The 16806-nt window shown below is 58.5% G+C and carries 17 protein-coding genes; 5 read left to right on the top strand and 12 right to left on the bottom strand.

The genetic code is table 11. From position 1 onward, the window contains the following. Positions 1 to 98: 98 nt before the first annotated feature. From metG to ACR0LI_RS06690, 9 genes are all read right to left on the bottom strand, one after another. Positions 99 to 1844 (bottom strand): methionine--tRNA ligase, encoded by a 1746-nt coding sequence (metG, locus tag ACR0LI_RS06730; protein ID WP_480718224.1) that lies wholly within the window; start codon positions 1842 to 1844, stop codon positions 99 to 101. Positions 1845 to 2130: 286 nt separating this feature from the next. Next, a complete protein-coding gene (locus tag ACR0LI_RS06725) occupies positions 2131 to 3351 on the bottom strand; it encodes an MFS transporter (RefSeq protein WP_210092243.1) in 1221 nt (406 codons plus the stop codon). Positions 3352 to 3431: 80 nt separating this feature from the next. Next, on the bottom strand, positions 3432 to 4028 hold the full coding sequence (locus ACR0LI_RS06720) for a YceI family protein (RefSeq protein WP_480718223.1): 597 nt from the start codon (positions 4026 to 4028) through the stop codon (positions 3432 to 3434). Beyond that, positions 4025 to 5239, bottom strand: a complete 1215-nt coding sequence (locus ACR0LI_RS06715) for an MFS transporter (RefSeq protein ID WP_480718222.1) — start codon at positions 5237 to 5239, stop codon at positions 4025 to 4027. Before ACR0LI_RS06715 ends, ACR0LI_RS06720 begins: the two co-directional genes overlap by 4 nt. Positions 5240 to 5301: 62 nt before the next feature. Beyond that, the gene (locus tag ACR0LI_RS06710) at positions 5302 to 5922 is read right to left on the bottom strand and encodes an ImuA family protein (RefSeq protein ID WP_152457744.1); all 621 of its coding nucleotides are present in this window, start codon (positions 5920 to 5922) and stop codon (positions 5302 to 5304) included. Between the two features lie 48 nt (positions 5923 to 5970). Continuing rightward, positions 5971 to 6552 (bottom strand): retropepsin-like aspartic protease family protein, encoded by a 582-nt coding sequence (locus ACR0LI_RS06705; protein ID WP_171632981.1) that lies wholly within the window; start codon positions 6550 to 6552, stop codon positions 5971 to 5973. Between the two features lie 41 nt (positions 6553 to 6593). Next, the gene (locus ACR0LI_RS06700) at positions 6594 to 7214 is read right to left on the bottom strand and encodes a MarC family protein (RefSeq protein WP_171632979.1); all 621 of its coding nucleotides are present in this window, start codon (positions 7212 to 7214) and stop codon (positions 6594 to 6596) included. Beyond that, positions 7211 to 7603, bottom strand: a complete 393-nt coding sequence (locus ACR0LI_RS06695; RefSeq protein ID WP_171723418.1) for an ACT domain-containing protein — start codon at positions 7601 to 7603, stop codon at positions 7211 to 7213. Before ACR0LI_RS06695 ends, ACR0LI_RS06700 begins: the two co-directional genes overlap by 4 nt. Continuing rightward, positions 7600 to 9450, bottom strand: a complete 1851-nt coding sequence (locus tag ACR0LI_RS06690; RefSeq protein WP_480490010.1) for an ABC-F family ATP-binding cassette domain-containing protein — start codon at positions 9448 to 9450, stop codon at positions 7600 to 7602. The genes ACR0LI_RS06695 and ACR0LI_RS06690 overlap by 4 nt, the downstream gene beginning before the upstream one ends. Before the next feature lie 106 nt (positions 9451 to 9556). On the opposite strand from ACR0LI_RS06690, the gene ACR0LI_RS06685 reads away from it, so the two are divergent. Both ACR0LI_RS06685 and ndk read left to right on the top strand, forming a co-directional pair. Further along, positions 9557 to 10759, top strand: coding sequence for a multidrug effflux MFS transporter (locus tag ACR0LI_RS06685; RefSeq protein WP_480718343.1), 1203 nt, complete (start codon positions 9557 to 9559; stop codon positions 10757 to 10759). Positions 10760 to 10873: 114 nt separating this feature from the next. Beyond that, entirely contained in the window at positions 10874 to 11296 is a 423-nt protein-coding gene (gene ndk, locus ACR0LI_RS06680; RefSeq protein WP_068334875.1) for a nucleoside-diphosphate kinase, read from the top strand. A gap of 53 nt (positions 11297 to 11349) precedes the next feature. Here ndk and ACR0LI_RS06675 read toward each other — a convergent pair whose 3' ends face one another. Next, a complete protein-coding gene (locus tag ACR0LI_RS06675; RefSeq protein ID WP_171632970.1) occupies positions 11350 to 11697 on the bottom strand; it encodes a TfoX/Sxy family protein in 348 nt (115 codons plus the stop codon). Between the two features lie 305 nt (positions 11698 to 12002). On the opposite strand from ACR0LI_RS06675, the gene ACR0LI_RS06670 reads away from it, so the two are divergent. The 3 genes from ACR0LI_RS06670 to ACR0LI_RS06660 are packed head-to-tail and all read left to right on the top strand — an operon-like array spanning position 12003 to position 14746. After that, positions 12003 to 13523 (top strand): CHAD domain-containing protein, encoded by a 1521-nt coding sequence (locus ACR0LI_RS06670; RefSeq protein WP_480718221.1) that lies wholly within the window; start codon positions 12003 to 12005, stop codon positions 13521 to 13523. A 3-nt stretch (positions 13524 to 13526) separates the two neighbouring features. Beyond that, a complete protein-coding gene (locus ACR0LI_RS06665; RefSeq protein WP_480718220.1) occupies positions 13527 to 14282 on the top strand; it encodes a ParA family protein in 756 nt (251 codons plus the stop codon). Then, entirely contained in the window at positions 14279 to 14746 is a 468-nt protein-coding gene (locus tag ACR0LI_RS06660) for a CYTH domain-containing protein (RefSeq protein ID WP_171723413.1), read from the top strand. The genes ACR0LI_RS06665 and ACR0LI_RS06660 overlap by 4 nt, the downstream gene beginning before the upstream one ends. Here the strand turns inward: ACR0LI_RS06660 and ACR0LI_RS06655 are convergent. Both ACR0LI_RS06655 and ACR0LI_RS06650 read right to left on the bottom strand, forming a co-directional pair. Then, positions 14743 to 16056 (bottom strand): ATP-binding protein, encoded by a 1314-nt coding sequence (locus ACR0LI_RS06655; RefSeq protein ID WP_253284951.1) that lies wholly within the window; start codon positions 16054 to 16056, stop codon positions 14743 to 14745. The two genes, ACR0LI_RS06660 and ACR0LI_RS06655, sit on opposite strands and share 4 nt — an antisense overlap. Positions 16057 to 16105: 49 nt before the next feature. Then, positions 16106 to 16786 (bottom strand): response regulator transcription factor, encoded by a 681-nt coding sequence (locus ACR0LI_RS06650; protein WP_152457754.1) that lies wholly within the window; start codon positions 16784 to 16786, stop codon positions 16106 to 16108. Positions 16787 to 16806 lie beyond the last annotated feature (20 nt).

The following is a 16806-nucleotide window of genomic DNA, read 5'->3' as shown; positions in this document are numbered from 1 at the left end:
AGTTCAAGCACTTATGCTGGCTTAGGCCCTGACGCGGCCGCGTGGCCCAAACAAAAGGGGCCCGAAATGGGCCCCCCGGGTCTATTGTGCCGGACCGATCAGTCGCGGGTTCCCGCGAACCTGTCCTGCCATTCTTCGCGCTGTTCATCCGTTATCTTGGCGAACAGAACGTCTGGCACGGCAAAGTCGTGGCCGGACGGCAAGGCGTTCAATGCGGTGGCAACATCATCGGGCCAGCTGGTATCCAGAGTGTTCATCGCGCTCAGCATGCGGGCCGAGGTGTCGGGGATGAACGGTGCGCTGAGAACGGCGTAAAGCCGGATCAGGTTCAGGCCAAGACGTACCTGCGCGGCGGCCTGCTCGGGGTCTTCCTTGAATGTCGACCACGGAGCTGCGGCCTGTAGATATTCATTTCCTGCGACCCAGATTGCCCGCAGCTCCTGCGCGGATTTGCGAACCTCCATCGCCTCCATATGGCCTTCATAGGCGCGGACACGTTTGGTGAGCTCTTCGATCAAGGCCTGTTCGCGGGGGCCGAACTGTCCACCTTCGGGCACGGTCTCACCAAATTTCGAGCGGCAGAATTTGGTGATGCGGCTGACAAAGTTGCCCAGAACGTCTGCAAGGTCCTTATTCACCGATTGCTGGAAATTCTCCCAAGTAAATTCGCTGTCGCTGCTTTCGGGTGCATGGCTCAGCAGCCACCAGCGCCAGTAATCGGCAGGCAGAATATCCAGCGCCTGATCCATGAACACGCCACGGCCCTGGCTGGTCGAAAACTGGCCGCCGTCATAATTCAGGTAGTTGAACGACTTGATGTAATCCACCAGCTTCCAGCTTTCGGGTGATCCGGCCTCTTCATTATGCGCGTTGGTGCCCAGGATGGTGGCTGGGAAGGACAGGGTATGGAACGGCACGTTGTCCTTGCCCATGAACTGGACATAGCGCACGTCGTCCGCGCCCTTGTCGGTGCGCCACCAGCGTTCCCAATCCGCATCAGTCCTGCCGTTGGCGTCCGCCCATTCCTTGGCGCAGGCGATGTATTCGATGGGGGCGTCGAACCAGACGTAAAAGACCTTGCCTTCCATCCCCGGCCAATCCTGATCGCCTTTCTTGACCGGTACACCCCAGTCCAGATCGCGGGTAATGCCACGGTCCTGCAAGCCGTCGCCGTCATGCAGCCACTTCTTGGCAATCGAAGTGGTCAGGACCGGCCAGTCCGTCTTGCTGTCGATCCACGCATCCAGCTTGTCCTTCATCGCGGATTGACGCAGATACAGGTGCTTGGTCTCGCGCACTTCCAGATCGGTGGATCCGGAAATGGCCGAGCGCGGCTCGATCAGGTCCGTCGGATCCAATTGTTTGGTGCAGTTTTCGCACTGGTCGCCGCGTGCGCGATCATAGCCGCAATTGGGGCAGGTGCCTTCGATATAGCGGTCAGGCAGAAAGCGGCCATCGGCGTTGGAATACACCTGTTTCTCGCTGACTTCGCGGATCAGGCCCGCGTCATCCAGCTTGCCCGCAAAATGCTGGGTCAGGCGCTTGTTCTGGTCGCTGGACGAGCGGCCGAAGTGATCGAAGCTGAGACCAAACCGGTTGGCGATATCGGCCTGAATCGCATACATGTCGGCGCAATATTCCGCCACCGGCTTGCCAGCCTTGGCGGCGGCCAGCTCGGCGGGTGTGCCGTGTTCATCCGTGGCGCACAGGAACATGACCTCGTTCCCCCGGCCACGCTGGTAGCGTGCGTACAAATCAGCCGGCAATTGCGAGCCGATCAGATTGCCGAGGTGTTTGATCCCGTTGATGTAGGGGATCGCCGAGGTGATGAGAATCCGAGCCATGATCCGTTTCCGCGTAACTGTCTGCGCGCCCGTCTACATGATGTGATCGCCCAGCAAAAGCCCGGCATTGACTTGCTTGTCGATTTAGATCCCGAAGGGATCGAAAATCGTGCTGCCGCGACGGTCTGGATCGCGTTCCGGAGACGTAAAATGCCACTGAAGTGAACAGAGGGATCTCAACGCTTCGACACCGAGTGGCAGCGCCTTCTCCTTGTTCCATACCGAACCGACCGAAAAGGCCGGGGCGATCACAAAAGATATTCAAAAAACGGGGGCGTTGGGTTGTTCAGTCTTCCCGTGATCGTTTCAGAAGGCGACCAATCGTGAATGAGGTGCGCGGGGCGTAAACATAATTCGTGCGCTCCTCGGGGGTGGGGCGAGACCGCATCCGCGCCAGACCAAACACGATCAGGAAGACATGCCCGAACGCCACGAAGGCAAAAAGGGCACCGGGGCCAAATTGCTGGATCAGGGTCGAGGTTATGTAGGGCGATGCAATTGCCCCCAAGGCAAACCAGAACATCAGGGCAGCCGAGAGTTCCACCCGTTCCTCGGACGTGGCAAAGTCGTTTGCGTGGGCGGAAGAGACCGAGAAGATCGGGAAGGTTGTCAGACCAAAGAACACGGCCGCCGACATGACTCCGATCGTTCCGGTGCCGCTGGCCGCCATGGTGACGCCGCAGCTGAATACCGCGGCAGCTGACAGCCAGATCAGCACCCAGCGCCGGTCATATTTATCAGCCAGCCAGCCGACAGGGTATTGAGCAAGCGCTCCACCCAGTACGAAAGAGGCCAGGAAGAATGCGATCTGATCGACGCCCAGTCCGACCTCTTGCCCGTAAACCGGACCCACCATTCGGAACGAGGCCGAGCTGAGCGCGGCCACGATCACGCCAGCCACGGCCAAGGGTGAGCTGCGCCAAGCCAGCCCGGGTTTCAGGCGGGGCGCGTCAGGTGTTTTGGGTTGGCTTGCTTTGGTCAGCGTCAGCGGCAGCAGTGACGCACAGCAAAGGATCGCCAGCAGGTTATACGAGACGTAAGAGGCCGGGGGCAGAACGGCGATAATCAACTGGGCGCACAGGGACGCGCCCATATCCGCGATCCGGTACGTTCCCATTGCACGCCCTCGGGTTTCATTGGTGACCTTCGCGTTCAGCCAGGCCTCGATCACCGTGTATGCGCCTGCGACGCAGGTGCCCGAGGCCACACGAAGGGCGGCCCAGATATATGGGTTTTCGGTCAGCGTATGTCCGATGAGGCCCATCGCGCCCAACGCGGTGCAAACTGCAAATGCGCGCGAATGACCGACATTGCCCATCAGACGTGGTGCCCACCAGCAGCCGATGAAAAACCCCAGAAAGTGCGAAGACCCCAAAAGACCGATCTGTTCGGTCGTGAAATCCAGAGTGATGCCGGAAATGGCATCGAGTGGCCCGACGCCTCCTGTGGAAAGCTGAAGCAGAATGACCGAAAGAAACAGGGCGGCAAATGAAATGATCGTGCGCATGGTGGTCTCAGATTGGCAGGGTCGCCGCACAATGCGCGCATCAATTCGACTTTAGCGAGTCGTTTTTTGCCGTTCGGCGATCAGGTCGCGCGTATGATCTCGGCGCGGATGTCCAGGCCGACGGTGTCGTCAACCAGGTCAGGATAGCCCGAAGCTCCGAAGTCGTGCCGGTTCAGAGCGCCCTTCAGGCCAATGGTCAGGCGGCTCAGATCGTTCACTGCACTTCCTACCTGCCGGTACAGATTGGCCTCCAACGTGATCGGGCGGGTCACGCCGCGGACCGTCAGATCACCCGTGATCCGAGCGCCATCTGATATCCGCCCTTCCGCGCCCAGTTGTATGTCCGTTGACACAAACCGGATCGTTGGGTGCTGTTTCGCGTCCAAAACGCTGGGGCTGAGCATGGGCATACGGGCAAAGGGCAGCCGTGTTCTGGCTTTGCTGACGTCCAGTGTCACCGTGACCTGGCTGTTCTGTAGCCGACCTGTGTCAATCTGAACATCGGCGGTCCGGATCGGCATCGTCCCTGACTGTGTCACCCCCGCAAGATCAAAGGTGAACCCGACCCGGGTGCCTTCATCCGACAGGATGTATGGCCGCAATGCGGCTTGTGCCGCCCGGGCCAGGGGCAGGGTTGCCAGCCCGGCAAGCAGGTTGCGACGGGTCAGAGGGGTCATGCCATGACGCTTTCCCGTGTGGGGCGGGATCTTCTGAGCAGCATCAGAACGATCGCAATGTTCAGACCATTCCAAAGGATACCATTCACGAACGCCAGTTGGTAGCTTCCGGTGAGGTCGTAGATCCATCCTGACATCCAGCCACCGAGTGCCATGCCAAGAATGGTCATCATCATGACGAACCCGACGCGCGCGCCAGCTTCTCGCGGCGGCATGTATTCGCGGACAATCAACGCATAGCTGGGCACGATGCCGCCCTGTGCCAGACCAAAGAGCAGACTGATGGCATAAAGCGACACCATTCCATCGTAGGGCAGGAACAGGAACAGGGCGATACATTGCAGGAGCGAACCGATCAAAAGCGTCAGGACCCCGCCCAGCCGATCTGCCAACAAACCCGAGATGATCCGGCTGACAACACCACCCAATAACATCAGTGACAGCATCTCGGCCCCGACCGCGGGCCCATATCCCAGCCCGACGCAATAGGAGACGATATGAACCTGTGGCATCGACATGGCGACACAACAACCGATCCCGGCCACGCCTAGAATATATTGCAGCGCGCGCGGTGATACACCGACACTTCGTGCATTGATTTTGGCGGATGCTGCGGCGGTGCTGTGTGCCTCGACCGGAACCCTGCGGCGTAGCAGCAGCGACAGGGGAATGACGACGACAAGCGTCAGCACGGCGAGCGTCAGATAGACCTGTTGCCATCCATCCCGCGCCAGAATTCCGGACAGCATGGTGGGCCAGATGGCGCCGGACAGGTAATTCCCACTGGCGACCAACGCGACGGCAATGCCGCGCCGTTTCATGAACCAATGTGAGATATCTGCGATCAGCGGGCCAAACCCAATCGATGTGCCCAGCCCCAGCAGGAGATGTGCCGCGGATAGCAACATTATGCTTGGTGCCAGCGTTGCCAGCACGTAGCTCAGCGCACTTAAGACGGCTGCTCCGATCAGGGCGCTGGTGACGCCCAGCCGGTCCACTACCTGCCCCAGCCACATGTTGCCCAGGGCAAAACCGATCATTGCCAGAGTGTACGGCATCGAGGCTTCGGCACGACCGGCCCCGAATTCGGTTTCAACTGCGGGCATGACCACGATCACGGCCCACATGCCGACATTCGCCACTGTTGCAATGGCGAGCGTGATCAGAAGGCGAAGCCAGGAATAGCGGCTGTCATGGATCGGATGGCTCATGTCGTGACGCTAGGGCGCGGCCCGGGTTTTGACCAGTCACTTCTTGCGTGATCCGTGTGGCTTTATGCCGGTGTGTCTTCGGTTTCGATCCGTTCCAGATGCAACCCGGCACGAGCGGCGGTCATGGTGGCCTGCCATGTGACCGGGGGCAGGGCACGGGCGCGGCGGCGTGTCAGAGCCCAGATCCGAGCCTCATCCCGATGGGTGGCCGCCATGTGCCAGCGCGTTTCAACCCCTTGCGCGCCGCCATCTCCGGGTGTCAGCAGCAAACCAAGCGGAGCCCGCCCCATCGCACCCCCCTGTTCGGCAGCCAGATGCATCCGGCGTATCGGCGTGAGCCCCGGTGCGCCGGGCAGGTCGCCGATTATCAGCGGAATGGCCCCGCTGCGCAGCGCCTCCTCCAGGCACCACAGCAGATCTTCGGCACGGGTGGGATGAACAAATATGAACCGGGCCGGATCGGCAAAGGCCATCATCCCATCGGGGTTCAGCTGGCCGGGTTCCCAGGCGGGGGAAATCCACAAGACCGGCCCCTGCGTCTGACTGGCCAGCCACATGGCAAAGCTGCGCCGGGCGGGGCCGCATGCCTCGTGCACGCGGCCCAGTTCCAGGGTGATCTGCGGATGGAGCTTTACCCCCGGTGCCTGACGCGCAGTTTTGTGGCCAAGAAGCTGAGTGGACATGCCGGAACACTAGCATGTTCTATTTTTGTTCTCAAGCTGCCCGGGCCGTCAACGAGACAAGATCAACTTACCATTTGCAAATTGGACGCTCGAGAAACGATGCAGATATTCCATCCCCAGAAGCGACTTGTCCAGCTCGCCCTCATTGACCCAGGCCGATACGTTCTGGTCGGTAATGGGCCCTGCGGTCAGGGTGTCAAGCCGCACCGGCGCCGTGCGCACCTCGCCGTTGGCGGTCAGGGCGCGGCCGAAATAGTTCAGTTGATCGGGATCGATGCCTACACGTTCTGCGTCCCGGGCACTGAGAACGATCTGGCTGGCGCCGGTGTCGACAAGAAAGTTGATCGGCTCACCATTCACCAAAACCGGAAGGTAATAGTGACCATCATAGGCACGAGGCACCTCGATCGCGTTGCCGGTGACGGTCATCTGCGGGGCAGGGCCAACCGAAGACCGTATGTCTTCCCACAAGCCGATGACGGCTATCACGCCAATAAAGATGAACACCCAGGCCATCATCTGTTGCAGGGTCTTGTTCAGCGATTGCCGGTTCTGAGAGATGAACCAGGCCACCACCGCTGCGCCGAGCAAGCTCAGATACGCCAAACGTGCAATGCTGTCGCCATCCATACCGTTATCCCAACAAGACTATCTGAGTGATACATGGGAATTCAGGACGCAAATCCAAAGGCCTTGAGGCCATCCAAGATGAACTGAACCGACAAAGCTGCCAGCAACATGCCCAGCAGGCGGGTCAGTACGTTCAGCCCGGTCTTGCCCAGAATACGGGCCACAGCGCCGGATGTCAGATACATCACGAACACCATCGCCAGCACGACCAGCATCACACCGATGACGATGGCCAACCCCTGTATACCGGGCTGCTGACCCGCAAGCAGGATCATCGTTGCAATCGATCCGGGGCCTGCAATCAGCGGGATGCCCAGCGGAAAGACCGATGGATCCGGGTGCTCTTCTTCCTCGGCGCTGGTTTCACGCCGTTTTGTTCGGCGTTCAAACAGCATGTCGAGCGCTGTCAGGAACAGCAGGACGCCACCTGCGACCCGGAATGCCTCCATCGAGATACCGACAAACCCCAGCAGGGCTTCGCCAAAGGCGGCAAACATGGCCAGAATGACGCCCGCCGTCAGACACGCGCGGATTGCGATCGAGCGGCGCGTGTTCCAATCCATGCCCTGGGTCAGTGCCACAAAGATCGGTGTTTGCGCAGGCGGGTCGAGCACCACGAATAGCGTCGTGAACGCAGTAATCAGGAATGCGCTGTCTATCACTGTTTGCTGCTCCGTTGCAGGTCTTGTAGGACCCGCAAGGCGTCTTGCGACTGCGCTGCGGGGACATAGATGTGGTCGTGGTGATATCCCGCGACCATGTTTGCAGGTATTCCCTGCCGCGCCAAAGCACCAGATACGGCAGCGGTAAGGCCCACGCCCTCCAGAGAGGAATGAACCTGCAATGTGATGCAGTGCATGGCGACCGTGTCTTGTGGCGCGCTGTCAATCGGGACGATCAGGGACAACCCCTCCGCCTCTACGCAGCTTGCACGTGTTCCGTCAGGCCAGGGTTTGTTGTCAGGCCAGACGACAAAGGCAAATTCACCGGGCTGCAAGTCGGGCTGCATACCTGCGATCATGGCGTCGGTGTCCGTGATGGGCGTACTCATGCGGTTTCTGCCTGTTCAAGCCGTTCGGCGGCCGCGACCCACAATGCCTCGGCTTTTTGCATGGCCTCGGTGACTTCGGTGAACTTGCGGTTCCAGGTTTCCAGATCGTTGATCCTTTCGTCCTCGTACAGCGCCGGATCGGCCAGTTTGGTCGAAAGCCTGTCGTGCATTTCCGTCAGCTTTTCGATTCGGTCCTCGCATTTGCGCAGATCCGCACGCAAGGCCAGTATCGTCTCGCGTGGGGGGCGTTTCGATTTGACCGCGCGGGGCTTTTCCCTGACAGGTCTGTCGCGCGCCAGCAGCAGGGACCGATAGGCTTCAAGGTCGCCGTCGAAAGGTTTGACGGTACCGTCCGAAACCAGCCAGAGACGATCCGCGACAAGGCTCAGCAGGTGCATGTCGTGACTGACCAGAACCACCGCGCCGGAATAGGCCGTCAGCGCCTCGACCAGCGCCTCGCGGCTTTCGATGTCAAGGTGGTTGGTCGGCTCATCAAGGATCAGCATATGGGGCGCGTCGATCGTGGCGAGCAGCAGTGAAAGCCGCGCTTTCTGTCCGCCCGACAGGCGCCCGACCTCGGTTTCCGCCTGATCCGCATTCAACCCGAACCCGGCCAGACGCGAGCGCCACTTGCCCGGCGCTTCGTCAGGGCGCAGACGGCGCAGGTGGTCCAGCGGCGTTTCGTCCACGTAAAGCTCATCCACCTGATGCTGTGCGAAATACCCGATGCGCAGCTTGTTGCTGCGGGTCATCTTGCCCCCCATGAGGGGCAGCCGGTCCGACAGCAGCTTGGACAAGGTCGACTTGCCCTGTCCGTTCTTGCCCAACAGCGCGATACGGTCATCCTGATCGATACGCAGGTTCAGGCGGCGCAGCACTTCGGTTTCGCCATAGCCGGTGACGCCGCCTTCGATCTGGATGATCGGCGGCGACAGTTCCTCGGGTTCCGGAAAGCTGAAGGCGCGCAGGGCGGCCTCTTGCGGGGTCGAGACCAGTTGGATGCGTTCGATCATCTTCAGGCGCGACTGGGCCTGAACGGCCTTCGACGCCTTATAACGGAACCGATCCACAAAGCTTTGCAGATGTGCGATGCGGGCCTTGGCCTTGGCGTTTTCCGATTCCGCCTGTGCCAGCCGTTCCGCACGGCGTTCCGCGAACTTGTCGTAGGGCACCGCGTAATAGGTCAGCTTGCGGTCTTCCAGATGCAGGATCGACCCCACGGCGCGGTTCAGAAGGCCGCGGTCGTGGCTGATGATGATCACAGTGTGCGGATATTTGGCCAGGTAGCTTTCCAGCCAAAGCGCGCCTTCGAGGTCCAGATAGTTGGTCGGTTCGTCCAGCAGCAGCAGATCGGGCTGAGAAAACAGCACCGCCGCCAGCGCAACGCGCATCCGCCACCCGCCCGAGAAATCCGAACAGGGGCGCTGCTGGTCTTCGTCGTCAAAGCCCAACCCCTTGAGGATCGAAGCTGCGCGGGCCTCGGCGGACCAGGCGTCGATATCGGCCAGACGTGTCTGAATCTCGGCGATGCGTATCGGGTCTTCGGCGCTTTCGGCCTCGGCCATCAATGCACTGCGTTCGCTATCGGCGGCCAAGACCGTGTTGATCAGCGAGACGTCAGAGGAGGGCACCTCTTGCGCCACGCCACCAATCCGAGCGCGTTTCGGGACCGAGATATTTCCCGATTCCAAAGCCAACTCGCCCCGGATCAGGCGGAACAGCGTGGTCTTTCCGGTTCCGTTCCGACCGACAAGGCCAACCTTGTGACCATCGGGAATTGTCGCGGTTGCGCCGTCAAACAACGGGCGACCTTCAACGGCATAGGTGATGTCTTCGATCCGTAACATGGGGCGCTCTTAGCAGAGCTGTGTTGCCACCGCCAGCGGCTCGGCATGTTCAAGCTTTCAGCAATGTGATAGCGCTGTGTCGTTTGCTATTCAGAACGGTTTTCACATGCGCGCGGCCCGGACACCTCCGCACTTGGTCACTCTGATCTTTGCCACGGCACTGTCGGTTTTGTCATTGAACATGTTCCTGCCGTCTCTGGCCCACATGAGTACGGATTTCGGTGTGGATTATGGCTTGGTTAACCTGTCGGTTGCCGGGTATCTGGCGGTCTCAGCCGTGTTGCAACTGATCATGGGTCCGCTTTCCGATCGTTACGGGCGCAGACCGATACTTTTGATGTGCATCACCATCTTCGTCATCGCCTCAATCGGTTGCTCTCTGGCCGAGGCCATTTGGACCTTTCTGGGCTTTCGTCTTTTGCAGGCCGCGGTGGTGGCTGGGTCAGTTCTTTCAAGCGCATCGATCAGAGATCGGTATCCGCCGAATGAGGCTGCAAGCAAACTGGGGTATGTGGCGATGGCCATGGCTTTGGCCCCAATGCTTGGCCCTATGCTGGGTGGGACACTCGACATGCTCTTTGGCTGGCGCTCGGGATTTGTTCTTTACACTGTGCTGGGGGCAGGGCTGCTGGTTTTGCTTTGGTTCGACATGGGCGAGACCAATACAAACCGCTCTTCAACTTTTACAGCCCAATTGCGCGAGTATCCGGATCTGTTTCGCGCCCGCCGATTCTGGGGTTATGCCTTATGCGCTTCGTTTTCGATTGGTGGGTTCTACAGCTTCATCACCGGTGCGCCATTGGTCGCCGCCGCGTGGTTTGAACTGAGCCCTGCCATGTTGGGACTTGGGATTGGTATCATAACAGGCGGGTTCATGGTCGGTAACTTCGTTACTGGTCGGATCGCGGCACGGACACGTCTGACCACAATGATCCTGATCGGCCGCGTTGTGGCTTCGACCGGGCCATTCTGCGGATTGCTTCTGTTCATCGCCGGGCTGGGGTCAGTCTGGGTATTCTTCGGTTCGGCCATCTGCGTTGGGTTCGGCAATGGACTGACCAATGCAAACGCTTCGGCAGGGGTCATGTCCGTGCGACCCAAACTGGCAGGCAGCGCGGCAGGGTTGTCCGGGGCGATGGTGGTCGGGCTTGGCGCGATCCTGACCTCGATGACGGGTGCGTTTGTCAGCCCTGAAAACGGGCCGTTTCTGGTTCTGGGCATGATGTGGGCCAGCAGCTTTGCAGGTCTGCTTGCAGTGCTTTACGTTCGGCGTCTGGACCGGACAGACCCTTTGCCGGATACATTCTGAGCGCCAAAGCGGCAGGCAAACCATCATAACACTTTTCATGAGCGAAAGACCGTGATACGCGGCGCGCGATGGATTTCGGCGCGGACCCGCGCCACATTGTAAGGAGAGGCCGACATGGCACTGGAACGTACATTCTCGATCATCAAACCCGACGCAACGCGCCGCAATCTGACTGGAAAGATCAACGCTAAGTTCGAAGAAGCCGGGCTGCGTATCGTTGCGCAGAAGCGCATCCACATGACCAAGGAACAAGCCGGCAAGTTCTACGAAGTGCACGCCGAGCGCCCGTTCTATGACGAACTGTGCGAATTCATGTCTTCGGCTCCGGTCGTTGTTCAGGTTCTGGAAGGCGAAGGTGCCATTGCGAAGAACCGTGAAGTTATGGGTGCAACCAACCCGGCGGACGCAGCACCGGGCACCATCCGCGCCGAGTTCGCTGAATCGGTTGGCGAAAATTCGGTTCACGGTTCCGACGCTCCGGAAACCGCGGCTGTTGAGATCGCATATTTCTTCTCGGGCATCGAACTGGTCGGCTAAGCCGGTTTTTTGCCGAAAGATCGGGCCGCTCCGCCAGGAGCGGCCTTTTTTATTCAGACCTGCTTTAGATCTTTGGTTGCAACGCGGACCCCGATGGCATCCAGATCGGCAACCATCTGGTTTTCCGGCGCGGCGCTGTTGCCGGCCTTGATCGCGTCGAAACGCTGTCGCAGCTTCTTCTTCTCTTCACCCTTGCAATCATTCCAAGGGCGTCCCTGAAGCCCCATCACCAAAACATAGTAGCCGATGAAATGTGCTTTGGTGCCAGCCCGCAAAAGCCGGGCATAGGCTTCATCCGGTCCCAGCTGTCGCAGTTCTTCAGCCGAGTGGATGCCGGCGCGCGCGCAGGCCTGCTCGAAAGCCGGTCCAAGGTTGCGGATCGAAGAAACTGGATCGCTCATTAGCCTGTCTTAATTGCACCTCTGGGGTCTGTCACCCATGTTTGCGCGTTGGCGCAACATAATGTCTTGCTGTCTTCTGGTGTTTCCGCTCTCATGAAGTCATGCTGCCTCGGCGGTCCGGGTTTCAAAAGCCAACAGATACCAAACGCGGGTCGGTCCAGGGCCAGACAAACTGCTGACCAAGGTAAAAGCCGGTTACGCTGAACGTGATGAAAGATCAGAACCGTCGAAGAAGGAACCAGCGTGCAGAAGATCGTTGAGGCAAATGTCGATGAACACCTGAAAACGCCCCGGATTGGTGGATCATGACAGAACTTTCGGGTTTTCAGTGCATTCTGTCCCAATCCATTGACCAAGCGCATGTTGAAAAGCTCATTCCCGGGTTCACGATCAGGATCGACCCACCAGCGGAATCGAGATCTTTCGTGCTTTTGGATTGCCACGATCAATCGTTGCGGAATTCAGGTCGTGTTCTGGTTGAGGTCGCAGAAACACTGTGGCTTTTCCAGAATGGCCGCGCGCCGCTGTCTCAACGCTGCAAGGGGCAGGGGCGGTTTGTTCAAGACCTGCCGCAGGGTCCGGTGACAGCCGCTTTGAAGGGTTTCCCCAAACTGCGTGCGCTGATGCAGATCGGAACCGGAGAGATTCAGACGAAACCCCTCGCCGTATTGGATGAGCTGGAGAAAACGCTGATCAGGGGAACGGCTTGGTGCCTGTCTTCGCATACGGGTCAGGCAGCAATCGTTCAGCTTCAGCGGCTGCGGGGGTATGAGAAAGAATTTCAAAAGGTGAACACCGCGATTTCCGCCTTGTCCGGGGGCGGGCCGGGTGTCGAAGCGCTTTGTGCCGGACTTTTCCCAGGCATGGCCGCCTATCGGGCCAAGCCAGAGATCAAGTTGGGGGAAGCTGAGCCATCTATTCAGGTCGCGGCAGATATTATTCAAACATATCTAGAAGTTGCCCGGCAAAACGAATATGGGGTGATAGCCGATATCGACACAGAGTTTCTGCATGATTACCGGGTGTCATTGCGAAAGGTCCGCTCGGTGATCAGCCTGTTCAAAGGCGTTTTTTCAGACACGCAGACAGTGCAATTGAAACGTGTCTTTTCCGATCTCATGGCCGCCACCGGGCGTATGCGTGATCTGGATGTCTATCTTCTGGAAAAAGATAAATACTTCAGTCTTGTACCGCCCAGTCTTCACGCGGGCCTGCAAGAGATGTTCGACCTTTTCGAAAAGGAGCGCGCGAAGGAGCTGTCACGCTTGTCCCGCCGGTTGCGCAGTGACGAATACAACGCCCGTATGTCCGATCTGACGGCGATGTTCAACGGAACAGACCGCCTGACGCCCGGATCAAACGCGAAACGGGCAGCACATGAATACGCGTGCGCATTGATCTGGAAACGGTATCGCACGGTCTGCAAAATCGCACGCGGTGTCACTGACGAAACTCGGGACGAAATCGTGCATGACCTTCGTATTGATTGCAAGAAACTGCGCTATCTGATGGAGATTTTTGGGCCTCTGTTCGATGAAAAGAGCTTCAAGAAAATCATCAAGCCATTGAAAAAGCTACAGGACAATCTGGGCGTGTTCAACGACTGTGCTGTTCAGCAAAAGTCCTTGACGGCTTTTGTCGCGCAGCACAGCGACACGCGGGGCCGTGTGGATGCGCGGATGGGCCTGGCCGTGGGGGGATTGATTGCCGTTCTGGATCAGCGCCAAAAGGCCGAGCGGAGCCGCGTGATTGCCAGCTTTCAGAAGTTTCACGGGCCAGATACCCGGCGCCTGTTTCGGAACTTGTTTCACCGAAAAAAGGAGTGAGGAATGAAGATCATTGCCTGTTACAGCAACAAGGGCGGTGTCGGCAAAACCGCTACTTCGGTGAATCTGGCTTATTCCTATGCGCAGGCGGGACAACAGGTGCTGTTGTGCGATCTCGACCCCCAGGGCGCTTCAGGGTTCTACTTTCGGGTGAAGCCATCAAAAAAGCTGAAGGATGCGCGGTTTTTCGAGGATGTGGAGCGGTTCATCAAGGCGATCCGGGCCAGCGATTTCGAAGGGCTGGACGTTCTGCCGGCGAACCTGACCTTCCGCGACTTCGACGTGTTTCTGTCGCGGATGCGAAACAAACGCTCGCGGCTGAAAAAAGCTTTGATGGCCGCGGGCAGCGACTATGACGTGATCGTTCTGGATTGCCCGCCCAACTTTTCGACTTTGTCTGAAAATGTCTTCAAAGCTGCCGATGAAATCGTTGTGCCGGTCATGCCGACAACCCTGTCCGAGCGGAGTTTCGATCAGTTGGTAGGCTTTTTTGAACAACACAAGCTGCGCAAGAAAAAGCTGCGCGCCTTTTTTTCGATGGTGCAACACCGGAAGGTTTTGCATCAGGAAACCATGAAGGCGATGCGCAAGCTGTATCCGAAACGCTTTTTGCGGACGGTGGTTCCTTTCGCTGCGGATATTGAAAAGATGGGTCAGAATCGTGCCCCGGTCTGTACTTATGCCGGGCGCAGTGCGGCCTGTGCGTCTTACAGGGCGCTGTTTGAAGAGCTGGAAAACGGAGTGATTTCGAACCAATGAGCAAGGAAATCGAGCGCAAGTTTCTGGTTTCAAGCCTGCCGGACCTGAGCAAAGCGAAAAAGGCCGTCGTAAGACAGGGTTATCTGACGGCCCCCGACGATTCCACCGAGCTGCGGCTGAGGCAAAAGAACGATGCGTATTTCCTGACCTTGAAAGGGGTTGGTGGCCTGGTCCGGTTAGAGCGAGAGGCTGAGATAACTGCGGATCAGTTCGAAACCTTCTGGCCGGAAACAGAAGGGCGCAGGGTGGAAAAAGAGCGCTACACCGGCCATTTGCCGGATGGTTTGCTGTTTGAGCTGGACGTCTTTTCAGGCGATCTGGCGCCGCTACGCTTGGTCGAGGTAGAATTCACTTCGGAGGAGCAGGCCAAAGCATACGTGCCACCGGATTGGTTCGGTGCGGATGTCACCGCCGACACGCGATACAAGAACAAGACCATGGCGATATACGGTGTTCCGGATTAACGCAGTTGCGCCAGATTGATCGTGGTTTCCAGCCCGGGGTCGCAGTTCCGGGCGGCAAATTTTCCGCCGTGCATATGTGAGATTGCGGCCACCAGAGCCAGGCCCAAACCCGCATTCCGTTCCGTCCGCGCGGGGTCAAGTGTCACGAAGGGAAGCTGAAGGCGATCCAGTTCTTTAGGCGGTACGCCGGGGCCACGATCCCTGACGCTCAGTTGGGTGAAACCGTCGCGAGTACCGATCGAAATCGTGATTGCAGTATGTTCCGGCGCGTAACGCATTGCGTTTTCCAACAGATTGGAAAGAGCTTGCGACAGAAGGGGCCGGTGCCCCTGAATGGCAGGGGCGGAACCTTTGACTTCAAGCTGCACGCCTTGATCGGCGGCCACCGGGTCATAAAGCTCGACAACATCACCAACAAGTTGCTGCAAATCGATGGTTTCGAATTGCTCGCGCCCCAGGCCGGCCTCGGCCCGAGAGATTTCAGTGAGCTGCCCCAGAACCCGCAGGACGTGATCGATTTCACCCGTCGCCCGCGCAATGTCGATCTCGCGATCCAAGTCGCTTTTGTCGGGTTCAGAGAGGGCCTCGACCCTTTGCCGCAGACGAGACAAAGGTGAGCGGAGATCATGAGCAATTGAATTGGATGTGGTCCGAAGGTTGCTTATCAACTCCTCGATCCGGTCAAGCATGTTGTTCAATGTGCCTGAAACCTGATCGAATTCGTCCCCAGTTCCGCGCAGCGGCATCCGTTTTGACAGGTCGCCTGAAACGATATTCTCGGCCGTGCTGGCGATATCCGAAAGGCGTGAAAACACCAAGCGTGTGAACAACCAGCCGGTGATGACGCTCAAAACCAAAGCTATCCCAAGCGCCAGCGCAACCGAGCGAAACAGTACCCTGTCGAATTGCTGGCGCGACGCTGCATCCCGCCCGACCAGCAGGCGCTCGCCGCCCGGCAGGCGGATGGATGCGGCTGAAACGGGCACAAGCTGATCATTGTCGGCCCGGCGCAATTCCAAGTCTACCCAACCGCTTCCGGCGGCAATGTTCACCGGCCAGGTCTTGAGATTGCCGACAAGTTTGACCCCCAACCTGTCTGTCAAAAGGTAAAGCGCATCCCGCTCGGCGGCACTTGGCAAACGGCGCTCAATTGCAGTGATCAAACCTATAAGCCCTCGCCTTTCGTATTCATCCGCAAGCCCCGTCAACTCGGCTGACACGACCGAGCGGGTTTCGGCCTCGATGCTTCGGTTGGCGGTCACATAGACGATGGCGAGCACTGACGCCGTTAGAATCGTGCTCAGAAACATGCTGGTCGCGACCAACCTTGTGCGGGAATTATTCAGGGAAAGCCGAAGGTTATCCATCGGACATCATGTAACCCGCTCCGCGGACGGTTTCAATCAACGGCGCGTCACCGCCTTCGTCCAACTGGCGTCGCAACTTCGAAATATGCACGTCCACGACGTTGGTGTTCGGGTCAAAATGATAATCCCAAACCCCTTCAAGCAACATGGTGCGCGACACCACACGGTTTTTGCGGCGCAGGAAAAATTCGAGAATCTGAAACTCACGCGGTGTCAGAGTGATCTCGTGCCCATCGCGTGTGACTTTGCGAGTCAACAAGTCCATCTGAAGGTCTTTGCAAGTCAATGTCGGCGTCTCTTCGGATTCCTGAGGGCGACGCAAAAGGGCTTCGATTCTGGCGTGCAACTCCTGAAACGAAAAAGGCTTGACCAGGTAGTCGTCAGCGCCCGAGCGCAGTCCTTTGACCCTTTCGTCCACAGCGCTCATCGCCGTCAGCATCAAAACCGGAGTTTTCAAACCGGCGGCCCGCATCGACTTGATCAGCGACAGCCCATCCAGACCGGGCAGCATCCTGTCCAGAACAATGGCGTCAAACCCACCGTCCGTGGCATGGTACAACCCCTCACGACCGTCGGCAGCGGTTTCGACCACATACCCCTCTTCGCCAAAACCTTTGGCGATGAAGTCCCTGGTGTCAGCATCATCTTCGACGATCAACAGACGGCGGCTCATGGTCGGGATCCTTTCTTTTG

This window comes from Ruegeria sp. CL7 (assembly GCF_056536445.1).
This window is presented reverse-complemented; position numbering and strand designations above follow the sequence as displayed.